We start from the raw sequence: 20,161 nt of genomic DNA, 5'->3' as shown, positions 1-20,161 counted from the left end.
TAATTTTACAGTAAATAACAATTTTTATCCAGTAAGTTTTATATTTAGACTTTTATAGCTACCGTAAGTCCATCGCATGATGCTGTTAAACGATTTGCCTCTCTTGCTTTCTTCACCATAAAAAAGGTTTGTCCACAACCGTACATCGAATCAACGGACCGCTTCAGACTTCCCATTCCTGATTCACTGCCCGCAGTGATCTGTGAACTGGAACTGGGTAAATCCATTGAGCTGGTCAAAGAAGAATTTGAACTGCTCAAATCGACTTCACTATCACTATCGCTTGCACAAAGATGCGTTGATTTTCCTGTTCTCAGTCCCTGGTGAACTTCTCCGGTTAACATATTGTGCACACCCGGAAAACTGACTCCGTGCGACCCACGATATTCTATACCTTTGAATTCAGATAACACACTATCACATGCCTGGCAGCACAGCTTGGATATACCAATATGAACAGGTTCCTCCGGGTTTATCGAGTTATTCTGAAGCAGATAGTCAACTATCAATTGTTCTGCATGCCAGTTCCCTTTGCCAATGCTGTCTGAACGGACTAATAATTCGTAGTTGCCAGATGTTAATGCGTTGGCTTGCTCGACAGATAACCCGGTATCCGTTTTACCATAGTATTTTGCGAGGAAATAAGAGGATGCCAGCTTTAATAATGCTCTTTGCAGGTGCTCTCTTTGACTCTCGCACTTTTTATTGAGCTCCGGCACTACAGTAGCATAACCGCCTGCATCATCCTTACCTAAAGCCCTGACTGCCAGTGCTGCCAAAGCCAATCCCTTTGCATTAAAAGCAATACTTAACTCTTCAGCCGCAAGCGATTCAGCGTCGGTAAGGAACATATCAATATCTTCGGAGGCTTCAGATTTAGAATCAGCCAGAAAATCGGCTTCCATTTTTTTGATGAAATCCTGTACGATATTTAAGCGTCGCTCCATCAATTTAGTAAACTTGCTGATAGTATCCGCTTCGCCAGTAGCTTCAATACGAGGAAAGTTAGAGGCGATTACAAATTTTCCTTCATGCAAGACGACTGCAACACAGGGGCTAATCGTATCCTGCACCGCCATAAGACGACTCAAACTATCGACCCGCCGTTGTGCTTTTACTGCGCTTTTACTTATTCTCAGTGGCTCAGGAGGAACAGCGATTTGATTGTCACGGATAAATTGATCAAGAAAAGCAGCATGCGGAAATTTATTCGTCGCAGCAGGTATCAAGGCTAACTGATCAATCAATGCTGGAACAATTTTATGGATGATGTCGTTATCCTCTACACCAGTCTCTGTTAAATAATGAGCAATCCCTTTTGCTTTACTATTGGAGATATTAATTTTTGGTTGGTGTGCGACAGCACTGTTAAGGATTAACTGTTGAATCTGAGATTGGCGCATTTTAAACCTCGAAATTGAATCTTAACTTTCAGCGAAAGCTGAACATTTTCGAGTAGTTTACAGGTCAAAAATTAACAAAATATTAAAAGAGACATACTTTTTTGAATTATTACGTGCAAGTTTTAGTGTATTGATTCATGAGTCAGCTGGAGTATACTGAAACCTCACATGCTTCATAGATGTTAAAAGGATTTAACTCTCAACAAGGAGGTTGTAATGAAGTTCAGATTATTTTATGCGGCTCTGCTCCTGTCTCCCCTGTCAGCATTTGCGGATGAGGTTCCTGAAAATCAACCTGTAATACCTGCTGCAAACGCGGCTCCTGAAAACACAGTTGTGCGCCAATATACAACAGAAGACAAAACAGCTGATCTGGCCAGTTTCCAGCGCAGTATTGATTATCCCACACAAATAGTCCGAATCAAAGGAAGCCTTGCAGATAAAAACTTAAGTTGCGATGAGGTCAATAAAGCGATTGATAAGGCGATGGTTTCAAAAATAACTCCTGATAAATTTACTTACAATATTTATATTTCATGCAGCTATGATCCTCAGACTCGTCTGGCCACCAGCTTTTTAATCAATACTTATTTTGACCCGCTTTCAGATAATGCTATCGATTATTTAAATAACTATCTGGCCGAATATAATGGTTCTGATCTGCTAGGAACCTCTTTTAATATTGAAAGTGCAAAAGGCGTTGTTATCTCTATGAACCTCAATGCCGGTTATAAGAATAACATGCGCAAAACCACTTATACTTTATATCACCAGGATCGTGGAAATTATTTTTTTAAAAGCAATTATGATTTGAAAAAGGAACTCATAGCCGATATTTACAACCGTTTTTACTCCAACGATCCGGAAGTCGTCTTACCTTTTCTCGACAAATGGATTAGCCCCTATGCGAGCTCTATTTATCCTGGAATTCTTCGCTCTTCCAATTATGTCGAGCTGCAGCCAGAAAGAATATTTGTAATGGACCATGAGGGTGATCTTTTTGTGTCTAATTTGAAATATTATTTTGCCCACACCTGCACTAAATATACCAACAAACGTTGTATGTAAAATACTAGAATCCCTTATCAGGACTACAACAATTGCAGTCCTGACAAGCTTCTTATTAAAAGGTTGTAAACAGATAATAATAACCCTTATACAACAGGAACAAACCAATCAACAAATAAATCAAGGCCATTATCATCAATCCATTGGCATGGGCAGACCACCAGTGAGCCATTCTTACTGCCTGCTCAGGAAAGAATAAACGCAGGAGCGCACTCAATAGAATAAGCCATCCAACAATGGTAATAATTAATGGCCAGGCGACCACCCAAACGTTATGACTGACAACAAGCAATAATCCCAGAATCAAAGTTATAATTGCCATGAAAAGCATCAACGGGGAATCGGCAACCATCGCATTGATTAAGGGATGTATATTTTTACGGCGGAAAAAGACATATAAGCTGGTAATCACCAAATACCAGCCTATCACTTTCGCCAGGAAAATTGTAATGTCCATCGCGTACTCCAAAATACAGTGTCTATATTATTAGTATAGCCTAAACAGTTGTTTTTTTTGCATATTTTTAAATCACGTCATCCGGAACACCGCGAGGGATTTCCCTGCAGTTGCACCACACTCGAATAGTGAGTAAAATCCCGGCAGGATGATTTAGATCTATCGATATGGTAAAGACCGTGCCCACTCCGGGGAGATCCCTCGCTGCGCTCGGGATGACGTGGGGAATTACATTTATTCTTGCATTAATGTCGTTAAATCATCAGATGGTTTTAACTGCATTTTTTTGATTAAAAAAGTACCCAAAGCAGCAATTAGAAAATTGAGAATTAATGCGTAACAGGATAAATATCCCGGTATAATATAATCTCCTATTTTCAAGGGATAGATGGAAGATTTAAAGTTCAACCACAGGATCCCCCAGGTGCCGCTGATAATTCCTACAATCCAGCCCAAAATCAAGGCACGATAATCAAACCAGCGCGTATACAAACCCGCAATAACAGAAGGAAATGTCTGGCTAATCCAGATTCCACCCAATAGCTGTAATTGAATGATATAATCCAACGGCAAAAAAAGGATAAATGCCAATGCGCCAGCCTTAATCAACAGGGAGATAATCTTGGCAATTTTCGCCTCATCCTTAAGCGAAACTGAAGCCCTGGTATATTCTTTATAAATGTTTCTCGTGCATAAATTAGCTGCAGAAATCGACATAATTGCAGCCGGCACTAAACCGCCAATAGCAAAGGCCGCGAAAGCAATGCCAAGAAACCAGTCTGGAAAGCTGGCAAGATACAAAGCCGGCACCGCAAAATTTGCTTTATATTGTTGGAAATAGGCGGTAAATCGAGGATTTGCTTCAACACCAGCCGCCAACGCCATATAGCCTAGCAAAGCGCATATCCCCAATAGCACTGAGAAAAGCGCAAGAAGTATCATATTTTTTCGGATAGCGTTTTCACTTTTAGCACTCAGCATCACATTAATGCTGTGCGGATATAACAGCAATGCCAATGCTGAACCAAAAGCCAGTGTAAGATAGGCACTGAATTGATTCATATTGCCTTCAAGCGGGGCTTTTAAAAGCAGCTTATCGGTAGGGATTTTTGCAAAAATAGCAGAGAATCCCCCTAACTTTGCCGGAATTATTATAATAGCTGCAATCAAAGCGATATAAATTAATATATCTTTCACCACTGCAATCAGAGCAGGCGCTCTGACCCCGCTTCGATACGTGTAAACAGATAATATAATAAATGCGATGATTAGAGGGGCCTCGCCAGCCAGGCCTGATGTGGGAAATCCCAAGGCTGCGATAATGATCTGAATGCCGGCTAATTGCAAAGCGATATAGGGCATCGTGGCGATAACCCCGGTTATCGCCATCAGTAAAGACAGCAGTGAACTGTCATAGCGAGCCCTGACAAAGTCGGCTGCCGTAATAAACCCATGTTGTTTTGACAATGCCCATAATTTTGGAAGGATAAGAAAGCCGAGCGGGTACACAATAAAGGTGTAGGGAATAGCAAAGAATCCAAGAGCGCCAGCCCCATACATAAACGCAGGGACAGCAATAAAGGTATAGGCCGTGAATAAATCGCCACCTACTAAAAACCAGGAGATAATGGTTCCAAAACTGCGCCCGGCCAGAGCCCATTCATGAAGTGAATCCATGTCTGCCTTTCGCCAGTGAACAGCCATAAAACCAATGAGGCTCACCAACAGAAAAAAGAAAAGAAAAATCAGCAGCATGCTAACAGACACGAATTACTCCATTATTGAGAATCACTCCCTGAAACCTGCTCATTATAAATATCAAATGCAAGCGAACACCAGAAAGTTCTGATTCTTATGCCTATTTTAAGATAGCCCATCTCTAATTGGTCAATAAATGGTCTACATTTGTAATATATGTTGTTGCAATGAGAAGTTTATGTCAGGCATTGATTACCAAGTTAAACTGGGCTACACCAGTAATAAGGAAATGTCCCAGGATTTCCTGATGTGCTGGAAATAGCCCGGGAAGCTGGGAATCCTCAATGTCTGCAGATATTAAAAAATCTTGTTGCCGAAAAACCAGGCATGGCACAGGACAGTGCAAATGACCTCAATTCAGCAGATGATGAAATGCCCGCCTACCCTTCTAACGAGGAGGAGGTTAAGCATTTTATTTGGAGATTACCGTCATTCAGAGCAGTTATCTCCATGATAGTAGATAAAATAGCCAGTTTTTTTAGATCGTCAAAAGCCGAGACTGACTCATCTACTCAAAAATATAAGAAACAGATTGATGAAGTGAAGTCTGTGACTCCAATATCAGAGGATCCAGCAGCGACTAGTCAGAGCATCAAATCTCGACTGTCGATTGAAAAAGCATCCAATGAAGACGCTCCCGAGGCACCAAATTCTTTAAACCAGTTTACGAGTTAAGTGGCTTTATCATTTACTTCTTTGCAACCTCTGTCATCCAATAAACGATTGCAATTATTATCGCGCCAAAAAAAATCCATGCTAACTGGTACCAGTAAAAAAAGGGGAAACCGAATAGTATTGGTTCAAGCTTGTTGTACCAGGGTAAAGGCAGAACCGCCAGAATGGGAATCAGCAAGAGCCAATACCAGTGTCGTTTGGATTTACAAAGCATAGGTAACTAATTTAAAACGGGATTTTTGTATGGTCATTGAATTACACAAAAAATGCAATAGGATTTTCCATTTGCAAAAGACAGTGATACTATTTGCCTCGATGGATTAAGCCTCTCTTTTCAGAAAGCACAGGCTGCTCAACAGTGAAACAGGATATGGCAATGGATGGCAATATTAATTCGTATATGTTACTGGTTGCGATAATCGCAGGTTTGGGTGGTTTCCTTTTTGGTTTTGATTCAAGCGTGATTGCCGATGTTCAGGATCAAATTATCCGTCAGCTATCCCTTAATTCCTGGGAATGGTCTCTCGTTGTCAGTTTTAGTCTGCTCGGTTCAATCGCAGGCATTCCACTAAGTGGGTATCTTTCAGATCAGATCAGCCGTAAAACGCTGCTAAAAACAGTTGCAGTTGGCTTTATCCTGGGAACCGCCTGTTGTGCGCTTGCCAATACACTTAATTATTTATTGCTTGGTCGATTCATAATAGGTGTCTGCATAGGAATTGCCTCTTATATCGCCCCTTTATTTATCGCGGAGATATCTCCTCCAAAGAACCGGGGCGCACTGGTTTTGATTAATGGATTAGCCCTCACCTTTGGCCAGGCTGTTGCCTATTTAATCGGCTATTTATTACATGATAGCGCCGCCTCGAGTTGGCGTTTAATTTTATGGACCGGGATAATACCCGCACTCTTATTGTTTATCGGTATGCTGTTTGTGCCCCATTCCCCACGCTGGCTGATAAAAAAACAGGGGCTTGAAAAAGCGGTTATCGCATTGAAAAAAATAAGACCAGAAGGTGCAGATCTCACGAGTGAGATCGCCGAAATAAAAAATAATAGTTCCTCACTAAAACAGTCTAAAACGCTGTTATTAAGCAAGCCCTTTCTTTCAGTACTGGCAGTTGGAACGCTTCTTGGCGTGTTTCAACAGTTCTCAGGAATTAATGCGCTGATGTATTACGGTCCGATGATTTTTCAAAGCGCAGGATTTCTGTCTATCCAAACGGCTATTCTCGCCACCTTTGTCATTGGAGTAGTCAATTTTATTTTCACCGCGTTCACGCTCTGCTTTGTGGATCGCTTTGGCCGCCGTTTTCTGTTATTAAACGGGATGATGCTCGCCAGTCTCAGCCTGTTCGCCATATCACTCTGCTTTAACCGCATATCACCTGCAATCATTCTCCTGCTTTTCTGTACCTATGTAATGGGCTATTGCGTCAGCGTGGGCTCACTATTCTGGGTATTAATTTCTGAAATATTTCCACAAGCCACTCGCGGATTTGCCATGAGTATCGCCACGGTCATTCAATGGCTGGCGAATTTTCTTGTATCGGTTTCTTTCCTTGCATTCTTTACCAATACCGGACCCTCATTAACGTTTTCTATCTACGGGGGCTTCTGTTTACTCGCTTTTTTCTTTATTTATTACTTTATACCGGAAACAAGCGGTGTTTCTCTCGAAAAAATTGAAGACAATCTGCTTAAAGGTCACAAAATCAGGGATCTTGGGCAAAATCTTAACGAACAAAAAAATAAATTAGCATTAAACTGGGAAGTCTCAAATGAATAAAAAATGTCGAATAGGAATCATCGGTGCAGGACGGATTGGGAAATTACATGCCGCCAATTTAAAATCACAACTCCCTCAATTTGAGTTGAACGCCATTGCGGACCCACAGCTGGATACTCATTGGGCAAAAACACTGGATATCCCCCTCTGCAGCAAATCGGTTGAAGATATACTTGATAATCAGGACATCGACGCTGTATTAATTGCTTCACCCTCTCATTTGCATAGCCAACAGATTCTTAAGGCCTGCGAGTCTGGAAAAGCTGTTTTTTGTGAAAAACCATTAGGCTTATCTGAACAGGAAATCCTTCAGACAATTGAAGCAGTAAATAAAAATAATACTCTGCTGCAAGTCGGCTTTAATCGTCGCTTTGATCCCAGTTTTTCAAACTTGCAAAACCGTATAAAAACAGGTGAAATCGGCCAGACACAACTTATCTGCATTACCTCACGTGACCCAGCCTGCCCTTCAAAGGAGTATTGTGCAACCTCAGGCGGTATTTTTATGGACATGAGTATTCATGATTTTGATATGGCACGTTTCCTCGCCAATTCAGAGGTGGTTGAAGTTTATGCAGCTGGCGCTATCCTGATAAACCCTGAATTTGAAGCCTTGAATGATGTCGATACGGCAACCATACAACTCCGCTTTGCGAATGGCGCACTGGGTATCATCAATAATAGCCGACAAGCAGTCTATGGCTATGATCAGCGAATTGAGGTACTGGGGGCAGAAGGGATGCTCCTCGCTGGAAACCAACCTTCGAATCAGGTAGTAAGTTATGCGATGAATGGCATTCACTCTGCTAATCCCCTGTATTTCTTTTTAGAGCGCTACCAGCAGGCTTTTATTGCCGAATTAACCGCATTCTATCAGAGCTGGATTTCTGAAAAGCCTGCGCTGGTTTCAGCCTTCGATGGACTTCAGGCATTAAAAATTGCTCAGGCGGCAAAACAATCACTGAAAATGAATGCGCCGGTCAAATTGTAATTCTAAATGAGAGCGATAAATGTCAGAACTAAATTATGTAAAAACAAGGCCTATCGATTTGATTTGCATGGGCCGAGTAGCAGTAGACTTCTATGCAGAAGACATAGGCCTTGCCCTTTCTGAAGCCAGTACTTTTAAAAAATATCTGGGGGGATGTGCTGGAAATATCGCTGTTGGTGCAGCGAGACTGGGATTAAACTGTCAGATGTTATCCTGTGTGGGCCAGGATGAAATGGGCACTTTTTTAAAGAAGACACTCATTAATGAAAACGTTAATATCGATTTACTTCAGGAGTCAGATGCCCACCTGACAGGGCTGGTGCTTTTGGGTATTAGTCCACCGAATCATTTCCCTCTGATGTTCTATCGAAATAACTGCGCAGACATGCAGCTTAAAGCGGAGCATATTTCATTAGAGTATTTAGAAAAGGCCAAAGCCCTTCTTTTCACCGGCACCGGTTTATCCACTAAAGCCATGCTTGCAACGACACAGCATACAATTGCTCTCGCTAAAAAAGCCGGTACACTCATTATTATGGATCTGGACTACCGGCCAGTTCTATGGAATCTGACCACAGCAGGTGATGGCGAAACCCGCTATCTGCCAGCGGCAGAAGTCACCGCTATTTACCAACAGGTTCTTGCTGACTGCTCACTCATTATTGGCACCGAGGAAGAAGTGTTATTGGCGGGAGGTGCGGACAATCTGCCTGCCGCAATTCATCGTATTCAATCTCTTAGCCAGGCGCCGATTGTAGTTAAACGCGGACAGCTCGGCTGCCAGGTTTTTAAAAACGCTTTTACCCTGGAATCAAAACCTTATCCGGTCGAAGTGCTAAACGTTCTAGGGGCTGGTGATGGTTTTATGGCCGGCTTGTTAAGAGGCTTGCTGCGCGAAGAGAATTGGGAAACTGCTATGCAGTGGGCGAATGCCAGCGGCGCCTTGCTGGTAACGCGACATGGCTGTGCGCCCGCAATGCCTTATTGGGAAGAGCATCAGTACTTTATACGCGAGTTCACTAATAATCCACTGGTTTGGAAAAGTCATATATTAAATCAGCTACACGAAAAAACTAATGTCCTTACATCTGCTTATCCATTCAATGACGGCATAAATTCAATTGTCGAAATGGAAAATAATCCTTTTGAAATGCAAATGAATTTCAAATCACTGCGTTTAAATAAAGGAGAAAGTTTTCAGTTCAATCCCTTATTTGAATTTGCCGCACTGCTAATGACTGGACGAGTTGACTTTCACTTTGAAGATAAAAAACTTAGGGCACAACGCTGCGATTATTTTGCTGAAAACCCGATTGTTTTACACTGTTCAAGCGGCACCACAGCTTCCATACAAGCTCACAGCGATTGTGAGCTCTTAATTATGGAAACTGAAAATCCTGCTCCTTTTGAACCGATGGTTTTTACAGAAAACAATATGCTGGAAACCGATCATCGCGGACAAAAGCAATTGGAAAACACCGCTTATCGTATAGTTCGTACGGTTTTTGACAAGCGTAATCGACCAGAATCCAATCTGGTTGTGGGCGAGATTATCAGTTTTCAGGGGCGCTGGTCGAGTTATCCCTCCCATTACCATGCCCAGCCCGAAATTTACCATTACCGATTTTCGGAGCCCCAGGGATTCGCATTGGCAGAAAATGGAGCGCAGACGCTTCGTATAACACATGGCGATACCTATCAGATAGCCGCCAATAAAACCCATGCCCACTGCACTGCTCCGGGGTATTCGCTTTATACCCTGTGGTTTATACGTCATCTGCCAGGGGAGCCTTATGAGCAGCCGACCTTTGTCGATGAACACGACTGGACTCGCAGCGACTCTGCAAACCAGAGAGTATGGCGATTAATTTAACGAGAGATGTTTAATGCAAACTATAAAATTAACGACTGCCCAGGCTTTACTTCGTTTTCTTGCTAATCAGTATATTAAACTGGATGGCAGAGAATACCGTTTTGTACAGGGTATTTTTGGAATTTTCGGCCATGGGAATGTGACCGGGATTGGCGAAGCACTGGAATACGATGACAGTGGTCTGACATACTATCAGGGTCATAATGAGCAAGGCATGGCGCATGCAGCCACAGCCTATGCCAAACAAAAAAACCGCTTGGGTATTTTGGCCTGCACCTCATCCATTGGACCTGGCGCGACCAATATGATTACCGCAGCGGCAACCGCCACTACTAATCGAATTCCTCTCTTGCTGCTTCCAGGCGATATATTCAGCTGCCGTCAGCCCGATCCGGTTTTACAGCAGTTGGAAGTGCCTCATGATTACACGGTTTCTGTAAATGATTGCTTTAAACCGGTGAGTAAATACTGGGACAGGATTCAAAGACCTGAACAATTGATAAGCGCCTGCATGAACGCACTGCGGGTTCTTACAGACCCTGCAGAGACAGGGGCCGTGACCCTTTGTCTTCCTCAGGATGTTCAATCCGAAAGTTACGATTACCCGGAAACCTTTTTTGCCAGACGTGTATGGCGAATTGAAAGAGAATCTGTCAGTCAGGAAGCTATTAATGAAGCAGCCATGCGGCTAATGAAAGCACAAAAACCTCTAATTATTGCTGGCGGAGGAGTTCACTATTCCCTGGCAGCAGACACCTTGGCTGAGTTTGCCTCGCAGCATCAAATTCCCGTGGCAGAAACCCAGGCAGGTAAAAGCGCCCTTCCCGCCTCACATCCAATGAATGTAGGAGGTATTGGGGTTACTGGATCGGAGGCTGCCAATCTGTTAGCTGCACAGGCCGACTTGATTCTGGTGGTCGGTTCGCGCCTGCAGGATTTCACTACCGCTTCTAAATGGGGGTTTAAAAACGAAACCTGCCAATTGATTAACTTAAATATCAGCCGCTTTGATGCCGTCAAAATGGATAGCCTGATTTTAAAAGGCGATGCCAAAAGCGGTCTTCTTCAATTAAGTCTGTCAATGAAGAATTTTGAAACCTCTCCGAGTTATCGCCAGCATATCCAGCAATACCGAAAAGCCTGGCAGGACGAATTAACCCGAGTTATCGCCATTCCTGAGAAAAGAGCGAATGGATTATCTCAAACAGCTATTCTTGGCTTGTTAAATCAGTTGACTACTAAAAATGATGTGATCATCGGTGCAGCGGGCAGTCTGCCAGGGGATTTGCATCGCTTATGGCAATCCAAGGCAGCCAAGGACTATCATCTTGAATATGCGTATTCCTGCATGGGCTATGAGATTTCAGCGGGCCTTGGCGTTCGTATGGCTAAGGAAAAAGAGGAAGGCGAAGTCTATGTACTGGTTGGAGACGGCAGTTATATTATGCTGCACTCGGAGTTACTCACCTGTATTCAGGAACAGTTGAAAATAACGATTATTCTTTTTGATAATCATGGCTATCAATGCATACGCAATCTGCAAGAAGCCAATGGCAGCATGGGTTTCGGAAATGAATTCCGCTATCGCTCTTTGCAAAGCAGGCGGTTAGACGGCGATTACATTAAAATTGACTTTTGCCGCTATGCCGAAGCGCTGGGAGCAAAAGCCATTTATGCGGATAGTTATGACGACTTCAAAACGGCACTCGTAAATGCAAAACAGAATACAGGCAGCACCGTAATTGTTCTCCCCGTTTTACCAAAAACAATGAGTAAGGGGTACGAAACATGGTGGCGTGTGGGAGTGGCGGCTGTCTCCAATTCTGAAAAAGTAAGAGCTGCTCACGCCAATATGCAGCAGCAAATTGAAAGCGCAAAATTGTTTTAAGGAATAACAATGAAATTGGGTATTGCTCCGATTAACTGGTCTAATGATGATGATCCAAGCCTCGGATCAGATATTAGTTTTGAACAATGTATCAATGAAATGGTCCAAGCTGGCTATCAAAGTACGGAATTGGGAAATAAATTTCCCAAAGATCCTGTTTTTTTGAAGAAAACACTCGATGAAGTGGGCCTCGTATTAAGCAGTGCCTGGTTCAGTACGTATTTTACTGAACCTGAAAATTATCAGAAAACCTTGTCGCGTTTTCTGGATCACTTAAGTTTTATGCGTGCGATGAATGCAAAATTTATTAATATTTGTGAATGCGGATATGCAGTTCAGGGTACCGAGCAGCCGGTACTAGGTGAGAATAAACCAGTATTTAACGATGAACAATGGACTCGATTGATTCAGGGTTTGCATGCAATAGGTCGTATAGCCCATGATTATGGCATGCAGATTGTCTATCACTATCATGCCGGAACCGGGGTTTTCAATGCCTCAGAAATTGATTATCTCATGCAACATACCAGTCCAGAGTTAGTCTCCTTATTACTGGACACCGGTCACGCCGCCTTTGCCCGGATAAACCCAATGGATCTGTTGCTAAAGTATCGAAGCCGCATACGCTATATTCATTTAAAAGATATCCGCGCAGCCGTTTTTGAAAGAGTTTCACAAGAGAAACTTTGCTTTATGGATGCGGTGCGTGCCGGTGTTTTTACAGTACCCGGTGATGGGATGATTGATTTTGCGCCAATAATGGCAGAACTTAAGAAAACCGGCTATCACGGATGGCTGATTGTGGAAGCCGAGCAGGATCCTGCCAAAGCACCGCCTCTCGCCTATGCTCAAAAAGCGCGGGAGTATCTGCAAAAGATCATAGATTGAGAACTCAATGTTGGGCCAAAGCCCATAGCGGTCAGGCTAAGAATATCTGATCCCCTCTCGACCGCAGCGGGGGAGAGGGTTAGGGAGAGGGGGCTATAAACAAGGTCGCGTAGCGATTCATTAATCATATTTCTGTGATTATGGTTTATTGCTACAACTAAATGGAATCACTAACGTGATAAATTTTTTAACCCCCTCACCCTACCCTCTCCCCCACGCTGCGCGTGGTGGAGAGGGGATAACATTACTTCTTAGCCTGATGGTGACGGCTATGGGCCAAGGTCCAACCTACTTGCTTAAGAGGATTTCCTTAAACAGTGTTTAGCTTATCGACTACCAGTCAATGAAACATTAGATTCGTCCGGATTAACTCCAGCAATTGGAGATACTGGCAGCAAGGGCTCTCTGTAACTCGCTATCTGGACCCTCTCAGGTGAGGTGAGTGGAGCCTGAATTTGGTATTGCGCCGTCTGACTTTCCTGTAATGAATTTTTCAAAAATAAAAGCAGTTCCTCAATTGACTTGGTCTGTCCTTTGAAATAGGCGGCATAACCTGAGAAATTGTTTAATTCCTTAATGGCGAAATAGCAGGAATGCAGAAGGCTTTTTGCTTGAAGCGAGTCTATTGGGACTGTTTCGATTAAGCAATTCACGGTATTAAAAAAAAGTTTCAAACGCCTGACTCGAGCATTCAGTTTGCATTCTTCAATTGGATTCACATCGGATACGCTAAAAAAACTTTTTTTGCCCTGTGTTGATGATTCAGGTTTCTCGAAATTTGCGAAAGCAATTCTCAAACGGGCGCGCAGCTCAACAAGCAGACAATATTCTGATTGAATTAATGGAAGAATGCGGCGAAATGCCTTTCCCTGCAGAGGCAGTTCCTCCTCTTTCAACTGAAAAAAGAACTCCATCTCGAATCTTAATTTAAAATCTTCCTGTTTGACATCTGTAGCAGGCTTCAGGGGATATAAACCCTCCATTGCAAAGATATCCCACAAACTTTGTTTGAATGGGCTTGGGAGCATGCCAAAGCAGCTTGCCATTAATTTACTGTCCTTACTTTCTATAATGGACTGAATAGCAGGATATAAGGCTGCAAAATAATTATCGACACCGTGTTGCGATAAAAACAGTTGAATAACAGGATGTAATTGCTCAATTAACTCCTTTCTAAGACTAATATTTGCTGTACTACAAATTCGTTTAATCATTATGCTGAGTATGGATTCTTTTACGCCATTTTTATAGGTTCCCTCAATTTGTCCAATTGTAGCACCAGCTTTTATGAGCCCATTGATAAGACCAGGTTCACACTCAAAAATTATTGCCGCGTTTAAGATCTTGATTTTTGTCTGATCCAAAAGAAATAATTGGCTTGAATTTGCTCGAAGATCAAGTAATCGCTCGGCAAACCAGGAATTATTATGTGTGACAGCTACTCCAAGTAAACTTAATTCAAATTGTGGAGCACGAGACGAATAAACCTTATCAATATCCAGATCTTCCGCTTTTCTTTTTTCTCCTTTTGGACTTTCTACAGTGTCTTTTTTACAGAACATCGTCAGGAACACGTTTAAAAGACTTTGAACTCTGAACTCACTCAAATTCATTCGCAGCATATGACCCAAAACATTAAAAAAGAATTGCCGTTGAAGCGACTTGACATCAGCCAGTGCTTCGGCGGAGGAGCGGAATAATTTAATTGCACTCCCGGTTTTTTTAGTCTGCCTTGGTGAACTGAGGGATTCATGTCTTAAAAGCTCAAAGAGTGCCTTGGCCGAGTTATAATGAGGACATTTCCCCGGCTTTTCCGGGGGGGCAAGTTCGTTTGGCGCAGGGGCTAAGGGGTCGAACTTTTCTTTCAGCGATTTCAATGACTGCTGAAAAAAGAACTCTACCGTTAGTTGCTGAGAAAAATCAGAATTTTTCTGCGCTGAAATATCTACGAAATGATAAAGAGACTGTCTATGATTAAGGCTCAGATTATTCATAAAAATTGCCAGGATATTAGCGTCTTCAATTTTCAGGATCATTGGGAAAATTGCAGCTAAATGATTAAAATAATTGTCCAGACCATGCTGTTTCTGAATGACCTCAACTATCAATTGTAATTGCTCATAGAGAGGTTGTCTTTTTCCTGGCACAAGATGCAATAACTTTCCGTGTAAATTTTCAAGCGCTATTTTTAAAATGGATATATCACCATGAGTCAAATCAATTTGTGCATTTGCCTTTATCAGTGCGGCTAAAATATCGGAAGAGCAATCCAGAATAACGGCAGCGACCAAGGGCTTGATTTGTCTCTTGTTTGGACCTAAATCGAAGCAGTGGTTAGAGCTTGCTCCTAACTTTAATAAATCGTTGACCCTGTAAAAATCATCGGCCTGTATCGAATGGCCTAACAGGGTTTGTTTGACTGGCCTTGAAGTCACTATATGCTGTCTGGGCGTGCTTATAAGCGTATCAGAAATTTCATATTCCTCATCAATTATCTGAGAATACCCTGCTCGACCATGCAATTGCTTTAATAAAGGAAAAACCTGTCTTGGATCTTTTCGGAAATGTCCTAATAAATCATTAAGTAAAGGATGAACCAGTAAAGCAGCAGGCAGTTTATTCTCTTTTCGAGCCTGTTTCGCAACCCAATACTCTTTTGCGACAGTCAAAAAAACTTCAGGATCCTCTCGATGATTTTCAGGATGCTCCTGCACATCGTTTGCATAGTCTTCAAGACCTAAAACTTTAGCAAGCTCATAGGCATAGCTCTCATCTACAGTGTTCTTGTTGAACTCATGCTTTACATGTATCGCTTTAAATCCGGCCTTTCTTGCCCACTCTACTACCCCTTCAGTGTCATCAAGAATTAAAATGTCTTCGGGTCTGAGTGGAATGCCGCTGGATGACTTGTTGAACTCCTGCATGATGAAGTGAAGATCCGCGTTCTTTTGTTTAGTGAACAGGTTCTTTGTTTCGAGATCATGCTCATACCTTTTCATCAATATATTTCTAAACTCGGTGACATCTTCGCTGGCAATTACAAGATTCGGATTATTTACCGAAAAATGAATGCCAAATCGTTCAAACAGTTTGAGTAAATCAGTGATTGATGCCCCTCCACTGGAACCAATATCGCTATCGAGTTTTCTATCGCGCGCAGTATCAATCCCCAAATGGATGGTTAAGGATGCCCAGCGTAATATGGGGATTAACAAATCATGATTAAGAACAGAGGCATACTTTCCCTTTAAATTGACTAGTGTGTTATCGAAATCACAGGCCAACAGTCGTATTTGAGGATGAATACCCGCGGGAATTTGAACCGTATCGCCAAGGTCAGTTTTTGCTCGCATGAAAATTCTTCCTAATTGTTATTCAGAGGCAATCAATCGGCACTCTAGTTATGCGCGAGCTCATTGTCTCAAATTCAATAAAATTGTCAATTTTTTAGTAAGAATCAGCATGAAAGAAACAGAAAATTCATTTGATTTTAAATACAATTTTTTTTAATCTCGACGAATTTTCCAAGGTCCTCGTTAAATTAACTTCAAAATATCATTTTTTTTCAAATTTTTGCACCATCAAACAGGCTCTTTGCCCCTCAAACACGCCTTTGTCCATAATATAATTTCCCACTGTTCTGAACCCTGCCTTCGTATACACATGTTGTGCGCGGGGATTATTTGCATCAGGATCTATAAAAAACGTATCCGCAGCAGGATCGACCTTTTTACGGAAAAAGTCGATAAAGGCGCAAAGCGCTTCACTGGCAAATCCCTTACCAAGAAACTCCCTGTTACCTATACCAAAATCGATGCAATAGGTAGCGCCTGTTACAGAGCGATTTTCAGCCAGAATCTTAGGGCAGTCCTCTTTGGAGCCAAGCGGGGAAGTTAAAATGAAACAGGATTTTTCCTTATTGATGGAGCCAATCCAATAGCTGACATTTCCAGAAAAATAAGCAGAAGGTTTTTTCCTGCCATCCACAAAGTTAATAATATCATCCTTATGTTCCTGGCTATTATCCCAGAATTCCAGCATATGAGGTTCGGCAAGCCAGGAAAAGATTATTTCCAGATGATGCTTTTCAAGTTTCTCAAATTCAAACATAGCGTCCTCCCCGACTATCAATTTCCTGCTTTAACTTATGCTCTCAGCTGCCATAATAAATAAAGAATAATTATGTTTCTGCTCAGCGGAAATCATACTGATATTTTTTTAATTGTTATGAATTGATTAACCTCAACATAAGGAAATATTTATCATGAGCAATAATGACTTGCAATATATAGTTGGTGAAATTCCTGAAAAACCTGATGAGATTCCATCCTCTCCTGACCAGTTTGAACCCTTACCAAATGACACTCCGGAACCCAGCCCGGAAAATACTCCCGAGCCAGAACCTGTTCATATTCCTGAGCCCGAACCCATTAATATCCCGGAAAAGCCGCTTTAAATTCCCTTTGGGGAGTTTTTTGGCGATTGCTTCTTTTCCTTTTTAATTTCATTACACACCGGCTTGCTGGAATCGGGCGTAATGTCGCAAACATTCTTGATTTCCTTAATTTCCGGATGGTCCTTGGCTTTGTCTTTTTTAATTGATCCCATAATTTTCTCCTATTTCCTTTTATTTATAGCAAAAGCATTTTATGCTGCATGAAATGACTATCGTTGATAAGCGGATACCATGGCCTATTTCCTGCTGAAATATATTCATATCATCAGCTCCACTTTATTGTTTGGCACAGGTTTAGGCAGTGCTTTTTATATGTGGCGCGCCAATCAAAGTGCTAATGTTGAAGCAATGCGTTTTGCAGCCAGGAATGTGGTGATTGCCGATTGGATCTTTACAGCACCTGCCGTCGTTATTCAGCCAATAACCGGATTTTGGTTAATGGCTATTATGCATTATCCTATCACCAGCAAATGGATTATTCTCAGTTTGATTCTATATGTAATTACCGGCGCCTGCTGGCTTCCGGTGGTATGGCTGCAAATCAAAATGGATCAATTGCTAAATCAAACTACCCTATCCGAAAAAGGTCTGCCTTCGAAATACCACCGCTATGCAAAATTATGGTTCATTTTAGGCTGGCCTGCATTTTTTTCGGTATTAGCAATTTTTTACCTGATGGTATTTAAACCATTTTAAGTTAAAAAATCGTAACTCCCCAGGTCTCAACGTCATCCTGAGCGTAGCGAAGGATCTCATGACGTACCTGGGGAGCTACAAAAATCTGATAAGTATTCCTTAAGCTTTTCCTGATAAACTGGCCTTCATAATTATCACCCAAAGGAAGATGATAAATAATAATGGCAGAATCATCAGAAATTACAGGATTAACAAGAAAACTTAATAAACTCATCAAGCAAAAAAATATTAATGGATTTCCTGACCATTTAACGACAGAATTAGAAAATACAGCGAAGCTGCTTAATCTTAAAGAATGTGCGTATAACGATTCATTAAAATCGCTCCTGATTCGCCTGCATCTTATTAGCATCCACGTCTTAAAAAATGCTGATCATCTCTCTGATTCTGAAAAAAATCGTATTGCCAAAAACGTTATCACCTGCACCAGGCTTATCACTAAAAGTCATACTAATCAGGACAACATAAAGTATCAGCAAAAATTGCGTCGATTGCTTAATAGCAATGCTTTCGAGTTTCGTAAATATTCCTCTCCCTTCATACATTACCCTCTGGTCATGATCGATTCGGTAGTGAATGCGGTTAACTATGGGCGCAGTGGAATTTTCCGTACCGATTATCCACGCTCTCACTTTGCCAGAAAAGATTATGTGTCAGAGACACTGGAGCATTTCACTCTCGTTAATCGAAGCGCCAGTTCGCGAATGGTTTTATCTCGTCTTGCTTCATGCCCTGATAATCCTGAAGACGAACTAATACGTTACTTGAATCCAGAAGTCACAGAGGCCTTTGCTCGTTTTATTGCTGCAAACAAAGTTAATTCTAAACTTACGGAAGAAGTCAGAACATTAATTGCCTCATTAAATGAAATCGCAAAACAGCTGGCTGGTGCAGAACCTAATCAAGTGATTCATGCTGCCGCAAAGAAAGCGTTTCTGGCCTGTCAGGATTTGGTTCTTGAAATCCTCAATAACAAGAAAGTTTCAATCACTAAAATCAAACAATTGTCTGTATGTTTCAAACAAACCGCATCGGTCATTGAAAATCCTGGCAACAAAGAACAGGTGCTTAAACTTTCGGAGATGGTGGAACAAAGTGACTATAGCCGCTATCGAGCAGATCGTGAAAAAACCAGTTATGCAGTTATTCATATCCTGGTGTCCGCAGCCCTTTTAGGCTTAGCTATATTTGAAGCAGTCGCCAGTCATGGCTTATCCATGGCTGTACATGCCTGGATTATCTCCGCTGAGGGAGTAAGTCTTGGCGTAGGTCTTGGTCAATTACACTATTTCTCTAACAGTGATCAGAGAAAGACCCTTTTCTTTGATTCTATGGAAAAAATGTGTAGCGCCACCAACCTATCAAGCTCACATCAGGACTGGGTAGACCAAAATGATCTGGTAAATCGCAGAACTGAATTGCTGGATGAAGTAATCGCGCAAAAATACAAGGATACTTCCGATTTATCAAAAGAAGCCACCAATTTGATCACTGCCTTACGAGCACTTCAGCAATCCAGCAATTTATCCAGGCAAGAACTGCTGAAAAAACAGGCCCAGACTGTTCTAAGCTGCGCTCAGGATCTGGCGCTTGATTTATTAAGAGCAGAAGAACCTTCGATGCACCGTATACATAAACTAACTGAATGTGTGAACGCAGCACAAAAAGTGACTAGCCAACCGGAAAATCCCCAGGCTATTGCGTATTTAGTGAAACTGCTTAATCAAGGCGGATACGAGACTACCCATGTAAATAAAAAAGATATTCTAATTGCATCCCTTTTAGCTCTGGCCAGCATTGTACTCTTCGCAGTGACCATAACCGGTACAATTCTCTCTGGCGGGACCACTGCCGGAACGATTCTCTCCCCTTTTATGCTCATGATTATGTCCATTAATCGTTTTATTCACGCCTTCCAGCGTCAGCAAACTGCTTTCACAGCGGAAGCACGAACATTGGCCGAGTATTCGGAAATAATGGGTGATGCTCAACCTGAACCGATTCCTGACGAACTCCCTTCTGATTCAGGCGGGTACTCATCTGATTTTAGCTGTGCATAACTGATTCGACTATAATTCAAATAGGTCAAGTATTTGGATACTAATTGAGTCAGTGTTATTGCCTTTATGGAAGATGCATAAAACCGTCTTTACGAGCTTCAGCGAAGCAATCCCATTACTTTATAGGATTCGAACTTGGATTGCTTCACTTAGTTCGCA

At 41.9% G+C, this 20,161-nt stretch carries 17 protein-coding genes; 10 read left to right on the top strand and 7 right to left on the bottom strand.

What is annotated here, in order from left to right:
- Window positions 1-44 precede the first annotated feature (44 nt).
- The gene (locus tag E1O89_RS02070; protein ID WP_133138704.1) at window positions 45-1,403 is read right to left on the bottom strand and encodes a nucleic acid/nucleotide deaminase domain-containing protein; all 1,359 of its coding nucleotides are present in this window, start codon (window positions 1,401-1,403) and stop codon (window positions 45-47) included.
- 216 nt (window positions 1,404-1,619) lie between these two features.
- Between E1O89_RS02070 and E1O89_RS02065 the strand changes: the two genes are divergently transcribed.
- The gene (locus tag E1O89_RS02065; RefSeq protein WP_133138703.1) at window positions 1,620-2,471 is read left to right on the top strand and encodes an Lpg0189 family type II secretion system effector; all 852 of its coding nucleotides are present in this window, start codon (window positions 1,620-1,622) and stop codon (window positions 2,469-2,471) included.
- 55 nt (window positions 2,472-2,526) lie between these two features.
- On the opposite strand, the gene E1O89_RS02060 is transcribed toward E1O89_RS02065, so the two are convergent.
- Both E1O89_RS02060 and mctP read right to left on the bottom strand, forming a co-directional pair.
- Entirely contained in the window at window positions 2,527-2,928 is a 402-nt protein-coding gene (locus tag E1O89_RS02060) for a hypothetical protein (protein ID WP_133138702.1), read from the bottom strand.
- Between the two features lie 234 nt (window positions 2,929-3,162).
- On the bottom strand, window positions 3,163-4,695 hold the full coding sequence (gene mctP, locus E1O89_RS02055) for a monocarboxylate uptake permease MctP (RefSeq protein WP_222845413.1): 1,533 nt from the start codon (window positions 4,693-4,695) through the stop codon (window positions 3,163-3,165).
- A gap of 240 nt (window positions 4,696-4,935) precedes the next feature.
- On the opposite strand from mctP, the gene E1O89_RS02050 reads away from it, so the two are divergent.
- The gene (locus tag E1O89_RS02050; protein ID WP_133138701.1) at window positions 4,936-5,361 is read left to right on the top strand and encodes a hypothetical protein; all 426 of its coding nucleotides are present in this window, start codon (window positions 4,936-4,938) and stop codon (window positions 5,359-5,361) included.
- Between the two features lie 13 nt (window positions 5,362-5,374).
- On the opposite strand, the gene E1O89_RS02045 is transcribed toward E1O89_RS02050, so the two are convergent.
- Window positions 5,375-5,575, bottom strand: coding sequence for a DUF3311 domain-containing protein (locus E1O89_RS02045; protein ID WP_133138700.1), 201 nt, complete (start codon window positions 5,573-5,575; stop codon window positions 5,375-5,377).
- Between the two features lie 162 nt (window positions 5,576-5,737).
- Here E1O89_RS02045 and E1O89_RS02040 point away from each other — a divergent pair, with 162 nt between their 5' ends.
- The 5 genes from E1O89_RS02040 to iolE are packed head-to-tail and all read left to right on the top strand — an operon-like array spanning window position 5,738 to window position 12,790.
- Window positions 5,738-7,150: a sugar porter family MFS transporter gene (locus E1O89_RS02040; RefSeq protein WP_133138699.1), complete on the top strand. Its 1,413-nt coding sequence runs from the start codon at window positions 5,738-5,740 to the stop codon at window positions 7,148-7,150.
- Complete coding sequence (gene iolG, locus E1O89_RS02035; protein WP_133138698.1) at window positions 7,143-8,141, top strand: inositol 2-dehydrogenase; 999 nt, start codon at window positions 7,143-7,145, stop codon at window positions 8,139-8,141. The genes E1O89_RS02040 and iolG overlap by 8 nt, the downstream gene beginning before the upstream one ends.
- Before the next feature lie 19 nt (window positions 8,142-8,160).
- A complete protein-coding gene (gene iolC / locus E1O89_RS02030; RefSeq protein ID WP_133138697.1) occupies window positions 8,161-10,014 on the top strand; it encodes a 5-dehydro-2-deoxygluconokinase in 1,854 nt (617 codons plus the stop codon).
- A 13-nt stretch (window positions 10,015-10,027) separates the two neighbouring features.
- Entirely contained in the window at window positions 10,028-11,902 is a 1,875-nt protein-coding gene (iolD, locus tag E1O89_RS02025; protein WP_133138696.1) for a 3D-(3,5/4)-trihydroxycyclohexane-1,2-dione acylhydrolase (decyclizing), read from the top strand.
- A 9-nt stretch (window positions 11,903-11,911) separates the two neighbouring features.
- Window positions 11,912-12,790, top strand: a complete 879-nt coding sequence (iolE, locus tag E1O89_RS02020; RefSeq protein WP_187347023.1) for a myo-inosose-2 dehydratase — start codon at window positions 11,912-11,914, stop codon at window positions 12,788-12,790.
- Window positions 12,791-13,116: 326 nt separating this feature from the next.
- On the opposite strand, the gene E1O89_RS02015 is transcribed toward iolE, so the two are convergent.
- Both E1O89_RS02015 and E1O89_RS02010 read right to left on the bottom strand, forming a co-directional pair.
- Window positions 13,117-16,143, bottom strand: a complete 3,027-nt coding sequence (locus E1O89_RS02015) for a hypothetical protein (protein WP_133138694.1) — start codon at window positions 16,141-16,143, stop codon at window positions 13,117-13,119.
- Between the two features lie 202 nt (window positions 16,144-16,345).
- Window positions 16,346-16,900, bottom strand: a complete 555-nt coding sequence (locus tag E1O89_RS02010) for a GNAT family N-acetyltransferase (protein ID WP_133138693.1) — start codon at window positions 16,898-16,900, stop codon at window positions 16,346-16,348.
- A 154-nt stretch (window positions 16,901-17,054) separates the two neighbouring features.
- On the opposite strand from E1O89_RS02010, the gene E1O89_RS02005 reads away from it, so the two are divergent.
- Entirely contained in the window at window positions 17,055-17,246 is a 192-nt protein-coding gene (locus E1O89_RS02005; RefSeq protein ID WP_133138692.1) for a hypothetical protein, read from the top strand.
- On the opposite strand, the gene E1O89_RS15370 is transcribed toward E1O89_RS02005, so the two are convergent.
- Window positions 17,243-17,398: a hypothetical protein gene (locus tag E1O89_RS15370; RefSeq protein ID WP_165483030.1), complete on the bottom strand. Its 156-nt coding sequence runs from the start codon at window positions 17,396-17,398 to the stop codon at window positions 17,243-17,245. The genes E1O89_RS02005 and E1O89_RS15370 overlap by 4 nt on opposite strands.
- Before the next feature lie 79 nt (window positions 17,399-17,477).
- Here E1O89_RS15370 and E1O89_RS02000 point away from each other — a divergent pair, with 79 nt between their 5' ends.
- Together E1O89_RS02000 and E1O89_RS01995 are read left to right on the top strand one after the other, a co-directional pair.
- A complete protein-coding gene (locus E1O89_RS02000; protein ID WP_133138691.1) occupies window positions 17,478-17,942 on the top strand; it encodes a DUF2269 family protein in 465 nt (154 codons plus the stop codon).
- 161 nt (window positions 17,943-18,103) lie between these two features.
- Window positions 18,104-20,002 (top strand): hypothetical protein, encoded by a 1,899-nt coding sequence (locus tag E1O89_RS01995; protein ID WP_133138690.1) that lies wholly within the window; start codon window positions 18,104-18,106, stop codon window positions 20,000-20,002.
- The last annotated feature ends 159 nt before the right edge of the window (window positions 20,003-20,161 follow it).

It is taken from the genome of Legionella genomosp. 1 (assembly GCF_900640215.1).
GTDB classification, from domain to species: Bacteria; Pseudomonadota; Gammaproteobacteria; order Legionellales; family Legionellaceae; genus Legionella_C; species Legionella_C quinlivanii_A.
This window is presented reverse-complemented; position numbering and strand designations above follow the sequence as displayed.